This window comes from Leclercia sp. 29361 (genome assembly GCF_011290365.1).
Classification (GTDB): Bacteria; Pseudomonadota; Gammaproteobacteria; order Enterobacterales; family Enterobacteriaceae; genus Enterobacter; species Enterobacter tamurae.
The window spans coordinates 4,505,259-4,520,605 of record NZ_CP049786.1 but is presented as its reverse complement, the minus strand read 5'-3'; the positions used below and the strand labels follow the sequence as shown (position 1 = coordinate 4,520,605).

Genomic DNA, 15,347 nt, shown 5'->3' with positions numbered 1-15,347 from the left:
GTGATGTGCAAAGTCGTAGGCATAAGCCTTTTAGTGGGGTGTTAAATGGATGAATTCAAACCAGAAGACGAGCTGAAACCCGATCCCAGCGATCGTCGTACTGGTCGTACTCGCCAGGCTTCAGAACGCGATAACGAGCCGCAAATTAACTTTGACGAGGTCGATGTAGAAAACGATGACCCTCGTCCTTCGCGTGGCCGTGCTGCCCGCGACGAGCGTGAAGAAGATGTTGAGTCTGAAGATGATTCAATGGACGAAGCGCCCGTAGAGCGCCGCCCGCGTAAGCGTAAAGCCGCTCCGGCGAAACCCGCTTCCCGCCAGTATATTATGATGGGGCTGGGGGTGCTGGTCCTGCTGCTGCTGATTATCGGCGTCGGCTCTGCACTTAAAGCCCCGTCGAGCAATCCAGCCGATCAGCGCGCCTCTACTGAGAAGAGTGTCGATCTTTCCGGTAATGCTGCCGATCAGGCCAACGGCACCCAGCCTGCGCCAGGGACCACCTCCGCCGAGAATACTCAGCAGGAGATCTCTCTGCCGCCAGTCGCATCCACACCAACCCAGGGCCAGGCACCGGCAACCCCGGAAGGCCAGCAGCGTGTTGAAGTGCAGGGCGATCTGAACAATGCGCTGACGCAACAGCAGAATCAGCAGCAGGTTAACAACGTGGTGGTCAACTCCACGCTGCCGACCGAGCCTGCCACCGTAGCGCCAATCCGTGGTGCGACCGGGCAACAGCAGACCGCGGCGACAGAAACTGCGCCACGTCAGACTAAGCCTGCCCAGCATCAGGAACGTAAGCAGACGGTGATTGAGCCGAAGCGTGAAGTGAAGCCGCAACCAGTGGCGAAAGCGGAAACGCCAAAAGCCGTCGCCCAGCCGAAGCACACTGAAACTGCAGCCAGCGCACCAGCGAAAGCCCCTACTGCGACAGCAACGGCACCGAAAGCGACCGCAACGCCAGCACCGACGGCGACAGCCGCGGCACCAGCGGCAGCTGCACCTGCGGCCACTGCCAGCACCGGTAAATCGTCAGGGAATGTGAGTTCACTGAAGTCTGCGTCATCCAGCAACTACACGCTGCAGCTGAGCAGTTCTTCCAACTATGACAACCTGAACAGCTGGGCGAAAAAGACGAACCTGAAGAACTTTGTCGTCTATGAGACCACCCGTAACGGTCAGCCGTGGTATGTGCTGGTAAGCGGCGTGTATGCTTCGAAAGATGAAGCAAAACGCGCGGTCGCCACACTGCCAGCCGATGTTCAGGCGAAAAACCCATGGGCGAAGCCGATCCGTCAGGTTCAGTCCGATTTGAAGTAATCTGTGAAGCGCAGGATGCTGTCGGAGCTTTCTCCACAGCCGGAGAAGGTGTAATCAGTTAGTCAGCATGAAAAAAAATCGCGCTTTTCTGAAATGGGCAGGGGGGAAATACCCCCTGCTCGATGATATTAAACAACGCCTGCCTGCGGGCGAGTGTCTTGTCGAACCCTTTGTGGGCGCGGGCTCGGTATTCCTCAATACCGACTACTCCCGCTATATCCTTGCGGATATCAACAGCGACCTTATCGACCTCTATAACATCGTAAAGCTGCGTACCGACGAGTACGTGGATGAGGCGCGTAAGCTGTTTACCCCTGAGAACAACAACCCGGACGTTTACTACCAGCTCCGCGCTGAGTTTAATCAGTGCGAGGATAAGTTCCGTCGGGCGCTATTGTTCCTCTACCTCAACCGCCATGGCTACAACGGCCTGTGCCGGTATAATCTGCGTGGACAATTCAACGTGCCCTTCGGTCGCTACAAGCGTCCTTATTTCCCTCAGGCCGAGTTGTATCACTTTGCTGAAAAAGCGCAGAATGCGGAGTTCCATTGTCTCTCGTATGAAGAGTGTATGGATAAAGCGGACGCCGACTCGGTGGTCTACTGCGATCCGCCGTACGCCCCTCTGTCAGCAACGGCGAACTTCACCGCTTATCACACCAACAGCTTCAGCCCTGCCGAGCAGGCGCGTCTGGCGGAAATGGCGGAAAAGCTGGTCAGCAAAAGAATTCCGGTGTTAATTTCGAATCACGACACGCCTGATACGCGCGAATGGTACAAAACCGCAGAGCATTTTCAGGTCAAAGTCCGGCGCAGCATCAGCAGCAACGGCGGTACACGTAAAAAGGTGGACGAACTGCTGGCTCTCTATCTCCCCTGAGCCGTTTCGCCCGCCGTTAAACAAAGTTCAAGGAGATGCGGATGAAACAGTATTTGATTGCACCCTCAATTCTTTCGGCTGATTTTGCCCGGCTGGGCGAAGATACCGCGAAAGCCCTCGCTGCCGGTGCGGATGTCGTTCATTTCGACGTTATGGATAACCACTACGTGCCTAACCTGACCATCGGCCCGATGGTCCTCAAGGCACTGCGCAACTACGGCGTGACCGCCCCTATTGACGTGCATCTGATGGTGAAGCCGGTCGACCGCATCGTGCCGGATTTTGCCGCCGCAGGTGCCAGCATCATCACCTTCCATCCTGAAGCTTCCGAACACGTTGACCGCACCCTGCAGCTGATCAAAGAGCACGGCTGTAAAGCTGGCCTGGTGTTTAACCCGGCCACGCCGCTGAGCTATCTCGATCACGTGATGGACAAGCTGGACGTGATCCTGCTGATGTCCGTGAACCCGGGCTTCGGCGGCCAGTCTTTCATTCCACACACTCTGGATAAGCTGCGCGAAGTGCGTCGTCGCATCGACGAATCCGGTTTTGATATCCGTCTCGAAGTGGACGGCGGCGTGAAGGTGAGCAACATCGGTGAAATCGCCGCGGCGGGCGCAGATATGTTTGTGGCCGGTTCAGCGATCTTCGATCAGCCGGACTACAAAAAAGTTATTGATGAAATGCGCAGTGAACTGGCGAAGGTAAGTCATGAATAATTTGCAGGCAATTCGGGGCGTAGCGTTTGACCTCGACGGCACGCTGGTAGACAGCGCGCCAGGCTTAACCGCGGCGGTAGATCAGGCGCTGTATGCGCTGGAGCTGCCGGTAGCGGGCGAAGATCGCGTGATCACGTGGATCGGTAACGGGGCAGACGTGCTGATGGAGCGCGCGCTGACCTGGGCGCGTCAGGAGCGTGCCATTCAGCGAGCAGCGCAGGGCAAACCTGGCGTCGATCACGCGGATATCCCTCAGGAAGAGCAACTTCGCGTGCTGCGTAAGCTGTTCAACCGTTTCTATGAAGAGACGGTGGAAGAGGGCAGCTTCCTGTTTCCGGATGTGGCCGGCACGCTGAGCGCGCTGCATGCTGAAGGCATGCCGCTGGCGCTGGTGACCAACAAACCAACGGCCTTTGTCGCACCCTTGCTGGAAGCGCTGGATATCGCCAAATACTTCTCGGTAATTGTCGGCGGCGATGACGTGCAGAATAAGAAGCCGCATCCCGAACCGCTGTTGCTGGTGGCAGGAAAATTATCCTTAACACCGGACGCGCTGCTCTTTGTCGGGGATTCACGCAATGATATTCTGGCGGCCAGGGCTGCAGGTTGCCCGTCCGTTGGCCTGACCTATGGCTATAACTATGGTGAATCCATTACGCTGAGTGAGCCGGATTTCGTCTTCGACCACTTCAAAGATTTACTGCCCGTTCTCGGGCTTTCGCACAGTGAAAATCAGGAATTGAAAAATGACTAAGCCCATCGTATTTAGTGGCGCACAGCCCTCAGGTGAACTGACCATTGGCAACTATATGGGTGCGCTGCGTCAGTGGGTGGGCATGCAGGATGACTATCATTGCATCTACTGCATCGTTGACCAGCACGCCATTACCGTGCGCCAGGATCCGCAGCAGTTGCGTAAAGCGACGCTCGACACTCTTGCGCTGTATCTGGCCTGCGGTATCGATCCTGAGAAAAGCACCATCTTCGTTCAGTCTCACGTTCCGGAACATGCCCAGCTGGGCTGGGCCCTGAACTGCTACACCTATTTCGGCGAACTGAGCCGAATGACCCAGTTCAAAGATAAGTCTTCCCGTTACGCTGAAAACATCAACGCTGGCCTGTTTGATTACCCGGTACTGATGGCGGCGGACATTCTGCTGTATCAGACCAACCAGGTCCCGGTGGGTGAAGACCAGAAGCAGCACCTGGAGCTGAGCCGCGATATTGCCCAGCGTTTCAACGCGATTTACGGCGATGTCTTCAAGGTGCCAGAGCCGTTCATTCCGAAGTCCGGTGCCCGCGTGATGTCCCTGCTGGAGCCGACCAAAAAGATGTCCAAGTCGGACGATAACCGCAACAACGTGATCGGCCTGCTGGAAGATCCGAAAGCGGTGGTGAAGAAGCTTAAGCGTGCGGTCACCGACTCTGACGAGCCGCCAGTGGTGCGTTACGACGTGCAGAACAAAGCGGGCGTCTCTAACCTGCTGGATATTCTCTCGGGCGTGACTGGCCAGAGCATTCCTGAGCTGGAGCAGCACTTCGAAGGCAAGATGTACGGCCACCTGAAAGGTGAAGTGGCTGACGCGGTCTCCGGTATGCTGACCGAGCTGCAGGCGCGCTACAACCAGTTCCGTAACGACGAAGCCTTCCTGCAGAAGGTGATGAAAGACGGCGCCGAGAAAGCCAGCGCGCACGCCTCTGAAACGCTGAAAGCGGTGTACGAAGCGATTGGGTTTGTAGCTAAACCGTAGGTAAATGTAAAACGGTAACATGGTTACCGTTTTTAGGGTTTGTACCCTCTCCCTGTGGGAGAGGGCCAGGGTGAGGGCATCAGGCCGCGATGCTCTCGCCAATAAAAAAACCGGGAAATTCCCGGTTTTTTTATGCCTGAAAAAGGCTTACTGATTTGCTGCCGGGCCGCAGCCGCCGATGATCTTGGAGATCGAGATCGCCGGGTGCAGCAGGTAGTCGTAGCTGCAGTTATTTTTGGTGTTTTGCACGTGGCCGGTGCACGCCGTCAGGGTAGTTAAGATGCCTGCAACCAGGGCAATCTTTGCCAGTTTGAACATAACGCTTCCTTGTGTGTAACTTAAGGGAATATATAGAGAATGTGCTTTCGCGGAAGGTATGTTATCGATAGCGGTAAGAGAGGAGTAGTCCATAACAGGACTACTCATTTTGCGGGGAATATGTTCAGTCTGGCTTAGTGATTTGAGAACCAGTTAAGCTTGTCACGCAGCGCCACCACCCGGCCCACCACGATCAGCGCCGGGCTTTCCACCTGCTGGGCCAGCTCGCCCAACTGGGTTAACACGCCACTGACCACACGCTGTTTAATCGAGGTGCCGTTCTCCACCAGCGCAACCGGCATCTCTGCATCCATACCGTGATCGAGCAGTTTAGCCTGAATGGTCGCCGCCTGGTTTAGCCCCATATAGAACACCAGAGTCTGTTTCTCTGCGGCCAGGTTATGCCAGTCCAGCTCGCTGCCGGTTTTCAGATGGCCGGTAACCAGGCGCACGCTCTGGGCGTAGTCACGGTGGGTCAACGGGATACCAGAATAGGCCGAGCAGCCGGAGGCGGCAGTAATGCCCGGCACCACCGAGAACGGAATGCCCGCCTCACACAGCGTCTCCAGCTCCTCACCGCCGCGCCCGAAGATAAAGGGATCCCCGCCTTTCAGACGCACCACGCGTTTGCCCTTCTGCGCTTCACGCAGCAGGATCTGGTTAATCTCTTCCTGGGGGACGCAGTGATACCCGGCACGTTTGCCAACAAACACCCGATCCGCATCCCGGCGCACCAGGTTCATGATGTCGTCGGATACCAGACGGTCATAAACCACGATATCCGCCTGCTGGATCTGCTGTAATCCTTTCAGGGTTAACAGCCCGGCATCGCCCGGACCAGCACCCACCAGCACCACTTCACCCCGGTGATCGAGCGGGGCATTGATCAGCTGCTCGGTGATTTCTTCCACGGCTTTCCGATCCTGATTCGCCAGCGACTGCGCCAGCCGATCGTTTACGAAGAATTTTTCCCAGAAGCGGCGGCGTTCACCTACGGTAGCGAACTGCTTTTTCACCCGGGAGCGCAGCTGCCCCGCGTAGTGAGCCACCTGGCCCAGATGCTGCGGCAGGATCGCTTCCAGCTTTTCGCGCAGCAGACGCGCCAGCACGGGAGAGGTCCCGCCGGAGGAGACGGCGACCATCAACGGGGAGCGGTCAATAATCGACGGCATGATAAAGCTCGCCTCTTTCGGCGCATCCACCACGTTGCAGAAGATCCGTCGCGCTTCGCAGGCGTCGCTGACCCGCTGGTTAACCGCATCGTTATCAGTAGCGGCAATGGTCAGCCAGCAGGTATCGAGCAGTGATTCCTTGAACTCACCCTCGACGAGAGTGAGCATCCCTTCCTGCGCCCACACGGTGAATTGCGGGGCGAAGCCGAGGGCATTGACGGTGAGTCGGGCACCTGCCTCTAACAGCAGGCGGGCTTTACGTTCAGCTACATCGCCACCCCCTACCAGCAGGCAGTCGCGATTGCGTAATTGACAGAATATTGGCAGGTGATCCACGACATTACCTCTTCTTACTGGTTGGCTTTCGCCTGAACGGTTGCGATGGTAGCCGGAGTCGGACGCTCCGCTTTAGGGGTAGCATACCAGTAACCCCAACCCATAAATACAACCCCAGAAAGGGTATTGCCAAGCGTTACCCACAACAGGTTATGACCGATACCTGACAGCGTATAGGCTTCGCTGTGGTGGCCGAACCAGGAGAGGGCAAACAGGGTCATGTTGGCGACGGAGTGCTCGTAGCCGGAAGCGATAAAGGCCAGCAGACACCACCAGATCGCGATAAATTTCGCGGCACCTTCGGTACGGATTGCCATCCAGATAGCAAGACAGACCAGCCAGTTACAGAGCGCGCCCTTGAAGAAAAGTACCATCGCCGGTGCGGAGGTTTTTGCCAGCGCGACGGTGTGCACGAGGCTGGTATCCACCGGCAGCAGGCTACCGCCGCCCCAGCTGTAGAGCAGGGCGACAAACACCGATCCCACCAGGTTACCCAGCCAGGTTTGCGGCAGGATGCCCCACATCTGGCCCTGCGTGATGGTGCCCGCTTTGACGCCCAGGGTCAGGAACATGGTGTGACCGGTAAACAGTTCAGAACCGGCGATGATCACCAGGGTCAGGGCGATACCAAAGGTGGCACCCATTACCAGCGGACGCACGGACGGATCGACCAGATTACCGAGGGTGAAAATTAAAATGATCCCGAGGCCGACATAGGCACCCGCCATGGCGGAGCTGATCCAGAAGCCGAGAGGACTATTTTTGCTGAGGCGTGCAATACGCGCAGCATTAGCCGCACACTTATTAATAGTGTCTGTAAACATTTGATTACCCGTAATATTAAAAAGAAAAAATAAATAAATTAAATCAATTTTGATAAAACAATGGGAGGCATTGCACCTCCCATATTTGTTAGCCTCGCAGCTGCACCTTGCCGTCTTTGACGCGGACGTCATAGTGCTTCACGGAGCGGCTCTCATCTTCCATACAGTGACCGTCGCTCAGACGGAAACGCTGCTTTTTCAGCGGGCTGGCAACCCACAGCTCGCCCTGATGCTCAGCGATGATCCCGCGGGAGAGCACGCTGGCCTCGAAGAACGGGTCGATATTGCTGATGGCAAAGACCTGTTCGTCGTGGCGTGGACGGAAAATGGCGACCTGCTCATGGCCTAACAGCGCGCACACGCCGGTGGCAGGCAGGATCTCGTCGACTTTGCAGATGTTGACCCACTGGCTCATACGTTTTCCTCCACCAGCATGACCGGAATGCGTTCATAAGGTGTCGCCGGGCGATGCTGCTCGCGCTCTGGCACTACCTGCACGCTCGGGTCGCGCTGGGTGCTGTTGATAAAGTGTTTGAAGCGAACCTGCGCCGCCGGGGTATTGACGGTTTCAGTCCATTCGCAAATCACGGCGTCACGCAGGCGCGCCATCTCTTCTTCCAGCGTTGCGTTCAGGCCGAGTTTGTCGTCGATGATGACCGACTTCAGGTAGTCGATGCCGCCTTCCAGGTTATCCAGCCACGGCGCGGTACGGGTCAGTTTGTCCGCGGTACGGATGTAGAACATCATGAAGCGGTCGAGGTATTTGATCAGCGTTTCGCGGTCGATATCCGCCGCCAGCAGGTCCGCATGACGCGGTTTCATCCCGCCGTTACCGCAGACGTACAGGTTCCAGCCTTTCTCGGTGGCGATGATGCCCACGTCTTTACCCTGCGCTTCGGCACATTCACGGGTACAGCCGGAGACGCCGAACTTCATTTTGTGCGGGGTACGGATGCCTTTGTAGCGGTTTTCCAGCTCGACGCCGAAGCCGACGCTGTCGCCCACGCCGTAGCGGCACCAGGTGCTGCCCACGCAGGTCTTCGCCATACGCAGCGCTTTGGCATAGGCATGACCGGTTTCGAAGCCCGCTTCAATCAGCTGACGCCAGATTTCCGGCAGGTCGTCTTTCTGCGCGCCGAACAGACCGATACGCTGGGAACCGGTGATTTTGGTGTAGAGGTTAAATTCGCGGGCGATGCGGCCCACCGCCACCAGACCTTCCGGCGTGATTTCACCGCCGGCAGAGCGTGGGATCACCGAGTAAGTACCGTCTTTCTGGATGTTGGCCAGGAAGTTGTCGTTGGTGTCCTGCAGCGGAGTGTGCTGCGGCTTGAGCACGTACTCATTCCAGCAGGAGGCCAGCAGAGAACCGACGGTCGGTTTACAGACTTCACACCCGTAGCCCTGGCCATGTTTCTGCAGCAGTTCGTCGAAGGATTTGATGCCTTCCACGCGGATCAGGTGGTACAGCTCCTGGCGAGAGTAAGCGAAGTGCTCGCACAGGTTGTTGTTCACTTCGATACCCTGTTTCGCCAGTTCGGCGTTGAGCACCTGCGTGACCAGCGGGATACAGCCGCCGCAGCCGGTCCCGGCTTTGGTTTCGGCTTTCAGCGCCGCCACGGTATGGCAGCCCTTGTTGATGGCGGAGATCAGCATGCCTTTGGTGACATCGAAGCAGGAGCAAATCTGCGCGCTGTCCGGCAGTTTATCGACACCAATCGACGGCTTACCGCTGGCCGCATGGGCTGGCAGGATCAGTGCGTCCGGGTTCTCCGGCAGTTCGATGGCGTTCAGCACCAGTTGCAGCAGGTTGCCGAAGTCGCTGGTATCACCCACCAGCACCGCCCCGAGTAGGGTTTTGTTGTCCGGGCTGACGATAAGACGCTTATAAACCTCTTTGCTTTCATCGAGGTAGACGTAGCTGCGGGAGTTTGGTGTGCGGCCATGTGCATCACCAATACCGCCCACGTCCACGCCCAGCAGTTTCAGCTTGGCGCTCATGTCAGCGCCAGCGAAGGCGTTATCATTACCGAGGATGTGGTCAGCGGTGACCTGCGCCATTTTGTAGCCAGGGGCAACCAGACCGTAGACGTGATTATTCCAGCTGGCGCACTCACCGATGGCATAGATATCCGGATCTGAGGTCTGGCAGGTATCGTTGATCATGATACCGCCGCGCTGGGCAACGGCCAGGCCGCACTGGGTGGCCAGCTTGTCGCGCGGGCGAATACCGGTGGAGAAGACGATGAAGTCCACTTCCAGCTCGCTGCCGTCGGCAAAGCGCATGGTTTTACGCGCCTCGGTGCCTTCCTGAACAATCTCTTTGGTGTTTTTGCTGGTGTGAACTTTCACACCCATGCTCTCAATTTTGCGTTTGAGCTGATCGCCACCCATGTGGTCGAGCTGCTCTGCCATCAGCATCGGGGCAAATTCGATGACGTGGGTTTCAACGCCTAAGTTTTTCAGTGCGCCAGCGGCTTCGAGGCCGAGCAGACCGCCGCCAACCACCGCGCCGCGTTTGCTGCGGCGAGCGCAGGATTCGATGGCGTTGAGATCTTCAATGGTACGATAGACGAAGCAATCCTGAGTTTCTGACCCTTTGATCGGTGGGATCCACGGGTAAGAGCCAGTCGCCATGATCAGTTTGTCGTAAAAAACCGTGCGTCCCGCACTGGAGTGAATCACTTTTTCCTGACGGTTGATGGTGATAGCGCGTTCGCCCACCAGCACCTTCACGCCATGTTTCTCGTAAAAACCTTCACGCACCAGAGAGAGCTCTTCGGCGGTGTGGTGAGAGAAGTAGGAGGAGAGGTGTACGCGGTCGTACGCTTTACGGGGTTCTTCACAGAACACGGTAATGTCGAACTGGGCGGCATCGGCTTTATCAAGAAGATCCTCAATAAAGCGGTGACCGACCATGCCGTTACCGATAATCGCGAGTCTGACTTTGCTCATTTTTGCCTCGATTTCTTTTCTATTACTGCCTACCTTAACGATTCAGCAACGGCACTTATTGATGCAAATCAAATACGCCTTAGACTACTCCTTAGTGAGTAGATTGCTGATTTGTCAGGTTTTTTCTAAGTGACGGAAATCGCAGGCTTTTCGTGATAGCCGATTTTATGTACAAATTAGGGGGCTAATCTTATTGATCTGCTACTCCTAAATTTCAGCGCTCTTTTTCGGGAGAATACGATGTCTACAGCACCGCTTTGGCTTATCCAGAACGTCCGGTTACCGGGTCGGGACGGGTTATGGCAACTGGCTATCGAGAACGGTCGTTTTGGCGAAATCACCCCGATGGGCGAAGGGCAGAACGAGAGCCATGAAGTCTTAAACGCGCGCGGTGGGCTGGCCCTTCCGCCGTTTATCGAACCGCATATTCATCTCGATACCACCCAGACCGCCGGGGAGCCGAACTGGAACCAGTCCGGCACGCTGTTTGAGGGCATCGAACGTTGGGCAGAGCGCAAGGCGTTGCTCAGCCATGAGGATGTCAAAGCCCGGGCGTGGAAGACCCTCAAGTGGCAGATCGCCAACGGCATCCAGTTTGTGCGTACCCATGTGGATGTCTCCGACCCCACGCTTACCGCCCTGAAGGCGATGCTGGAGGTGAAACAGGAGGTCGCCCCGTGGGTTGAGCTGCAAATCGTCGCCTTCCCGCAGGAGGGGATCCTCTCTTATCCCAACGGCGCCGCCCTGCTGGAAGAGGCGCTACGGCTGGGGGCTGACGTGGTGGGTGCCATCCCGCACTTTGAGTTCACCCGCGAGTACGGCGTGCAGTCCCTGCATATCGCTTTTGAACTGGCGAAGAAGTACGACCGGCCGCTGGATATTCACTGCGATGAAATCGACGACGAGCAGTCGCGGTTTATCGAAACGGTGGCGACGCTGGCGTATGAGGCCGGGATCGGCCCGCGCGTCACCGCCAGCCATACCACCGCGATGCACTCTTATAACGGGGCCTATACCTCCCGGCTGTTCCGCCTGCTGAAGCTCTCAGGGATTAACTTTGTCGCCAATCCGCTGGTGAATATCCATCTGCAGGGGCGGTTTGACGACTACCCAAAACGGCGCGGCATCACCCGCGTGAAGGAGCTGCTGGAGGCGGGGATTAACGTCTGCTTCGGCCATGACGACGTGTTTGACCCCTGGTATCCGCTGGGCACCGGCAACATGTTGCAGGTCCTGCATATGGGGCTGCACGTCTGCCAGATGATGGGCTATCAGCAGATCGACAGCGGGCTGAATCTGATCACCCATAACAGCGCGCGGACCTTTGGCCTGGCCGATTACGGTATCGAACCGGGTAACCCGGCTAACCTGGTGATCCTGCCTGCGGAGACGGGCTTTGACGCGGTGCGGTGTCAGGTGCCGGTACGCTGGTCGATACGTCAGGGGAGGGTGATCGCCACCACGCAGCTGGCGCAGACCTGGATCCAGATGGATAACGGGGGAGAAGAGGTGTGCTTTACCAGAAACAGCCCCTCTGCGGGAAGCAAAGGGGCGTGAGGGATCAATGAGACGCTGCTGCCACGTTATGCTGGCGGTGGCGGGTCACGAAGCCCAGCACCAGGCACATCACGAACACCACGGCGTAGAGACCGTTAGCGGTGTGTAACGCCGCCAGCGGGCCGCTGTGGGCCACAATCGGGCCGGTGACCACGAAGGTCAGCATGGTGCCGATGGTGCCGCAGGTGAGCACGAAGTTAACCAGTTTCGGCGAGGCCACTTTGGTCTGCAGGGAGCCCAGAGTAATGATCGAGGTATAAATGGCGCTGGAGAAGAAGCCGAGCGTCAGGATAAACCACGGCATCTGCTCCGGCGAACCGTTGATGAACAGATACATCAGGACGGTGGCGGCACCTGCCAGTACGGTGAGGATCCGCTGCAGATCGAAGAAGCGCAGGATAAAGCTGAACGCCCACATACCAAACATGTACGACATCCAGAAATCACTGACCAGCTGACCGGCATCGTTCAGGCTCATGCCCAGCCCTTTGGCATACTCTGGCACCCAGGAGATAAAGCCCAGCTGGCCGAGGATGTAGCACAGGGCGGCAACGGAGAGGAACAGCACGCCGATACCCCATTTCTCTTTCGCCACCGGTTCGCTGGTGGTCTGGGCTTTTTTGCCGAGTACCGGGAAATCACAGCCGAAGGTCAGGACGAAAATCGCCACGTAGACCAGGCCGATGCAGGCATAAACCCAGTACCACTCAATGCTGCGAGCCAGCAGAGCCGCAGCCACCATCGGGAAGATCATCCCTGCCATGCTGAAGAAGGAGTCGGTAAACAGCAGACGCGCGCCGCGCTGGCGACCTTCATACATATGCGTAATGAGGAACGTGCCGATCGACATGGTGATCCCGCTGACCAGCCCGAGCACAAACATGGCGGCAGAGAACAGGGCGATGCTGTGGCTGAGCATCAGGCCCGCGACGGCGGCGACCATCAGTACAAAGCCGAAACGCAGCTGGGTTTTCAGGGGGACGATTTCCATCAGCCAGGCGTTCAGGAAGATGGAGATCAGGATCCCGGCGTTAAGGAAGGTGAAGGTGTTACTCATGCTGGAAACCGGCAGATTAAAATAGTCTGCGATATTTCCCATCACCATCCCGGTGACAATCACCAACGCACCGGTAAGGGCGTAGGAGAAGAAGCTGATCCATGTGAGCTTGATACGATTGCTGTTAGTCATGACTGGCCTGTGAATAGAAATGTAAAGCGCGTTGACGGCGCTGCGGGCGGCCAGATTTTAAGCGTGAATGTGATCTATTTAAATCTTTTATGGTTAATTAAACAAAAATTGCATGTTTTGATGTGATTTAGATCACGTTAACATCGGTGGCGTCAGTTTGCCCGGCGGTTACAACTGTTTCAAATGCGTAAAATTAGGTAAATGGCTGGCCTGGATCCATACTGCTCTTTAGAATCAAGCCATTCGCTTTCTTTACTGCGCTTTGTTAAGGAATTCTCATGCTCAAATCAACTCTGGCGGCTGTCGCGGCTGTACTCGCTCTCTCAGCCCTCTCTCCTGCTGCGCTGGCAGCAAAAGGAGACCCGCACGTTCTGTTGACCACCTCTGCCGGTAACATTGAGCTGGAACTGAACAGTCAGAAAGCCCCTGTTTCTGTGAAAAACTTCCTCGATTATGTGAACAGCGGTTTTTATAACGGCACCACCTTTCACCGCGTGATCCCGGGCTTTATGCTGCAGGGTGGCGGCTTCAACGAGCAGATGCAGCAGAAACAGCCGAACCCGCCAATCAAGAACGAAGCGGATAACGGCCTGCGCAACAGCCGCGGCACCATCTCGATGGCGCGTACTGCCGATAAAGACAGCGCCACCAGCCAGTTCTTCCTCAACGTGGCGGATAACGCCTTCCTCGACCACGGCCAGCGTGATTTTGGCTACGCGGTGTTTGGTAAAGTTGTGAAAGGCATGGATGTGGCCGATAAAATTTCTCAGGTGCAGACTCACGATGTCGGTCCGTACCAGAATGTGCCGACAAAACCGGTAGTTATCCTCTCTGCGAAAGTCCTGCCTTAATCCCTCATAGCGCGGGCAGGTTTTGCCCGCGTTACCTTTACCTCCCTGCGAAACCGCAGTTTGCTGCTTATACTTGTGGCAACACGGGCACAAGCAGGGAGGTAACAGGTGAAAAAACTCACTGATAAGCAAAAATCCCGTCTCTGGGAACAACAGCGAAACACGAATTTTCAGGCCAGCCGCCGCCTTGAAGGGGTCGACAGTCCATTAGTCACCCTCAGCGCAGATGAGGCGCAGCATCGTCTTGAGGAGTTAGGGAGGCAGCATGAGCGATAAATACGGCAACGATCGCGACCCCTATCTCTACCCGGAACTGAACGTGATGCGTAACCGGCTGGGCATTCGTCAGGCGGAACGCCTTGCGCAGGCCGCATATGAATTCACCGCGCTGCGCGCCGCGACCTTGCCTCTGGGGCCGCTGTTGCGCGGACTGCCGCACCTGTGCGCCATCCACCAGCATCTTTACCAGGATATTTTTGACTGGGCGGGCGATATTCGCGAAATGGATATTTATCAGGGGGATACCCGGTTCTGTCACTTCGCCTATATCGAAAAAGAGGGCAATGCCCTGATGCAGGATCTGGAGGAGGAGGGGTATCTCGTCGGACTGGAGAAAGCGGATTTTATTAATCGCCTTAGCCATTACTACTGCGAAATCAACGTCCTGCACCCGTTCCGCATCGGCAATGGGATTGTTCAGCGCATCTTCTTTGAACAGCTGGCGATCCATGCCGGGTATCAGCTCGACTGGCGTGGTATCGACCCAGAGGAGTGGGCCCAGGCCAACCAGAGCGGTGCGATGGGCGATCTGAGCGCGCTGAACACAATCTTCAGCAAAGTGGTAAGCGAAGCCCGGGAAACTGAGTAGAATAGGGCGGCCATTTTTTCAGGAGCCGCCATGATTCTGCTGATTGATAACTACGATTCCTTCACCTGGAACCTGTACCAGTATTTTTGCGAGCTGGGGGCGGAGGTGGTGGTCCGGCGCAACGACGTGCTCTCTCTGGAGGATGTCGCGGCGCTGAATCCCCAGAAAATTGTTATCTCTCCCGGCCCCTGTACCCCGGATGAGTCCGGGATCTCGCTGGCGGTGATCCAACACTATGCCGGTAAATTGCCGATCCTCGGCGTCTGCCTTGGGCATCAGGCCATCGGTCAGGTCTTTGGCGCGACGATCGTTCGTGCCGCCAAAGTGATGCACGGCAAAACCGCCCCGGTAACCCACAACGGCACGGGTGTCTTCTCTGGCCTGAATAATCCTCTCACCGTGACCCGCTATCATTCGCTGGTTATTGACCCGCCCACCTTACCCGACTGCTTTGAGGTCACCGCCTGGAGCGAGACTCAGGAGATCATGGGTATCCGCCATCGCGAATGGGATCTGGAAGGAGTGCAGTTCCACCCGGAAAGCATTCTCAGCGAACAGGGCCACCAGCTGCTGGCTAATTTCCTGAATCGTTGATTTTTAGTTGCCATAA

General features: G+C 56.6%; 16 protein-coding genes. 10 read left to right on the top strand and 6 right to left on the bottom strand.

All coding sequences use genetic code 11. The annotated features are described in order from the left end of the window. Nucleotides 1-45: 45 nt before the first annotated feature. From damX to trpS, 5 genes are all read left to right on the top strand, one after another. Nucleotides 46-1,317, top strand: a complete 1,272-nt coding sequence (gene damX / locus G7090_RS21690; protein ID WP_166184385.1) for a cell division protein DamX — start codon at nt 46-48, stop codon at nt 1,315-1,317. Between the two features lie 67 nt (nt 1,318-1,384). Then, nucleotides 1,385-2,197 carry an adenine-specific DNA-methyltransferase gene (gene dam / locus G7090_RS21685; protein WP_166184383.1) on the top strand — a complete coding sequence of 271 codons (813 nt, stop codon included), beginning with the start codon at nt 1,385-1,387 and terminating at the stop codon, nt 2,195-2,197. A 41-nt stretch (nt 2,198-2,238) separates the two neighbouring features. Continuing rightward, nucleotides 2,239-2,916, top strand: coding sequence for a ribulose-phosphate 3-epimerase (gene rpe, locus G7090_RS21680; protein WP_106995198.1), 678 nt, complete (start codon nt 2,239-2,241; stop codon nt 2,914-2,916). Beyond that, nucleotides 2,909-3,670, top strand: a complete 762-nt coding sequence (gene gph / locus G7090_RS21675; protein WP_106995197.1) for a phosphoglycolate phosphatase — start codon at nt 2,909-2,911, stop codon at nt 3,668-3,670. The genes rpe and gph overlap by 8 nt, the downstream gene beginning before the upstream one ends. After that, nucleotides 3,663-4,667 carry a tryptophan--tRNA ligase gene (gene trpS / locus G7090_RS21670; RefSeq protein WP_166184381.1) on the top strand — a complete coding sequence of 335 codons (1,005 nt, stop codon included), beginning with the start codon at nt 3,663-3,665 and terminating at the stop codon, nt 4,665-4,667. The genes gph and trpS overlap by 8 nt, the downstream gene beginning before the upstream one ends. A 147-nt stretch (nt 4,668-4,814) precedes the next feature. On the opposite strand, the gene G7090_RS21665 is transcribed toward trpS, so the two are convergent. The 5 genes from G7090_RS21665 to nirB all read right to left on the bottom strand — a co-directional run bounded on the left by G7090_RS21665 (nt 4,815) and on the right by nirB (nt 10,272). Continuing rightward, the gene (locus tag G7090_RS21665; RefSeq protein ID WP_032614785.1) at nt 4,815-4,985 is read right to left on the bottom strand and encodes a YhfL family protein; all 171 of its coding nucleotides are present in this window, start codon (nt 4,983-4,985) and stop codon (nt 4,815-4,817) included. Nucleotides 4,986-5,119: 134 nt separating this feature from the next. Continuing rightward, a complete protein-coding gene (gene cysG, locus G7090_RS21660) occupies nt 5,120-6,493 on the bottom strand; it encodes a siroheme synthase CysG (RefSeq protein ID WP_166184378.1) in 1,374 nt (457 codons plus the stop codon). 14 nt (nt 6,494-6,507) lie between these two features. Beyond that, nucleotides 6,508-7,317, bottom strand: coding sequence for a nitrite transporter NirC (gene nirC, locus G7090_RS21655; RefSeq protein ID WP_166184376.1), 810 nt, complete (start codon nt 7,315-7,317; stop codon nt 6,508-6,510). Between the two features lie 88 nt (nt 7,318-7,405). Then, entirely contained in the window at nt 7,406-7,732 is a 327-nt protein-coding gene (nirD, locus tag G7090_RS21650; RefSeq protein WP_166184374.1) for a nitrite reductase small subunit NirD, read from the bottom strand. Beyond that, the gene (nirB, locus tag G7090_RS21645; protein ID WP_106995193.1) at nt 7,729-10,272 is read right to left on the bottom strand and encodes a nitrite reductase large subunit NirB; all 2,544 of its coding nucleotides are present in this window, start codon (nt 10,270-10,272) and stop codon (nt 7,729-7,731) included. The genes nirD and nirB overlap by 4 nt, the downstream gene beginning before the upstream one ends. A gap of 240 nt (nt 10,273-10,512) precedes the next feature. On the opposite strand from nirB, the gene G7090_RS21640 reads away from it, so the two are divergent. Further along, nucleotides 10,513-11,829, top strand: coding sequence for a cytosine deaminase (locus G7090_RS21640; RefSeq protein ID WP_166184371.1), 1,317 nt, complete (start codon nt 10,513-10,515; stop codon nt 11,827-11,829). A gap of 4 nt (nt 11,830-11,833) precedes the next feature. Here the strand turns inward: G7090_RS21640 and tsgA are convergent, their stop codons facing one another. After that, nucleotides 11,834-13,018 carry an MFS transporter TsgA gene (gene tsgA, locus G7090_RS21635; protein WP_166184369.1) on the bottom strand — a complete coding sequence of 395 codons (1,185 nt, stop codon included), beginning with the start codon at nt 13,016-13,018 and terminating at the stop codon, nt 11,834-11,836. A gap of 278 nt (nt 13,019-13,296) precedes the next feature. On the opposite strand from tsgA, the gene ppiA reads away from it, so the two are divergent. From ppiA to pabA, 4 genes are all read left to right on the top strand, one after another. Next, the gene (gene ppiA / locus G7090_RS21630; protein WP_032614775.1) at nt 13,297-13,869 is read left to right on the top strand and encodes a peptidylprolyl isomerase A; all 573 of its coding nucleotides are present in this window, start codon (nt 13,297-13,299) and stop codon (nt 13,867-13,869) included. A 108-nt stretch (nt 13,870-13,977) separates the two neighbouring features. Further along, nucleotides 13,978-14,145, top strand: coding sequence for a YhfG family protein (locus G7090_RS21625; protein WP_166184367.1), 168 nt, complete (start codon nt 13,978-13,980; stop codon nt 14,143-14,145). Continuing rightward, nucleotides 14,135-14,737: a putative adenosine monophosphate-protein transferase Fic gene (locus tag G7090_RS21620; RefSeq protein ID WP_166184365.1), complete on the top strand. Its 603-nt coding sequence runs from the start codon at nt 14,135-14,137 to the stop codon at nt 14,735-14,737. The genes G7090_RS21625 and G7090_RS21620 overlap by 11 nt, the downstream gene beginning before the upstream one ends. Before the next feature lie 30 nt (nt 14,738-14,767). Continuing rightward, the gene (pabA, locus tag G7090_RS21615) at nt 14,768-15,331 is read left to right on the top strand and encodes an aminodeoxychorismate synthase component 2 (protein WP_166184362.1); all 564 of its coding nucleotides are present in this window, start codon (nt 14,768-14,770) and stop codon (nt 15,329-15,331) included. The last annotated feature ends 16 nt before the right edge of the window (nt 15,332-15,347 follow it).

What these genes read in the sequence shown, in the direction of transcription:
- nirC (WP_166184376.1), bottom strand. Translation starts at nt 7,317, where the DNA reads ATGTTTACAGACACTATTAATAAGTGTGCGGCTAATGCTGCGCGTATT.
- nirB (WP_106995193.1), bottom strand. Translation starts at nt 10,272, where the DNA reads ATGAGCAAAGTCAGACTCGCGATTATCGGTAACGGCATGGTCGGTCAC.
- nirD (WP_166184374.1), bottom strand. Translation starts at nt 7,732, where the DNA reads ATGAGCCAGTGGGTCAACATCTGCAAAGTCGACGAGATCCTGCCTGCC.
- damX (WP_166184385.1), top strand. Translation starts at nt 46, where the DNA reads ATGGATGAATTCAAACCAGAAGACGAGCTGAAACCCGATCCCAGCGAT.
- G7090_RS21640 (WP_166184371.1), top strand. Translation starts at nt 10,513, where the DNA reads ATGTCTACAGCACCGCTTTGGCTTATCCAGAACGTCCGGTTACCGGGT.
- G7090_RS21665 (WP_032614785.1), bottom strand. Translation starts at nt 4,985, where the DNA reads ATGTTCAAACTGGCAAAGATTGCCCTGGTTGCAGGCATCTTAACTACC.
- trpS (WP_166184381.1), top strand. Translation starts at nt 3,663, where the DNA reads ATGACTAAGCCCATCGTATTTAGTGGCGCACAGCCCTCAGGTGAACTG.
- dam (WP_166184383.1), top strand. Translation starts at nt 1,385, where the DNA reads ATGAAAAAAAATCGCGCTTTTCTGAAATGGGCAGGGGGGAAATACCCC.
- rpe (WP_106995198.1), top strand. Translation starts at nt 2,239, where the DNA reads ATGAAACAGTATTTGATTGCACCCTCAATTCTTTCGGCTGATTTTGCC.
- G7090_RS21620 (WP_166184365.1), top strand. Translation starts at nt 14,135, where the DNA reads ATGAGCGATAAATACGGCAACGATCGCGACCCCTATCTCTACCCGGAA.
- gph (WP_106995197.1), top strand. Translation starts at nt 2,909, where the DNA reads ATGAATAATTTGCAGGCAATTCGGGGCGTAGCGTTTGACCTCGACGGC.
- tsgA (WP_166184369.1), bottom strand. Translation starts at nt 13,018, where the DNA reads ATGACTAACAGCAATCGTATCAAGCTCACATGGATCAGCTTCTTCTCC.
- pabA (WP_166184362.1), top strand. Translation starts at nt 14,768, where the DNA reads ATGATTCTGCTGATTGATAACTACGATTCCTTCACCTGGAACCTGTAC.
- ppiA (WP_032614775.1), top strand. Translation starts at nt 13,297, where the DNA reads ATGCTCAAATCAACTCTGGCGGCTGTCGCGGCTGTACTCGCTCTCTCA.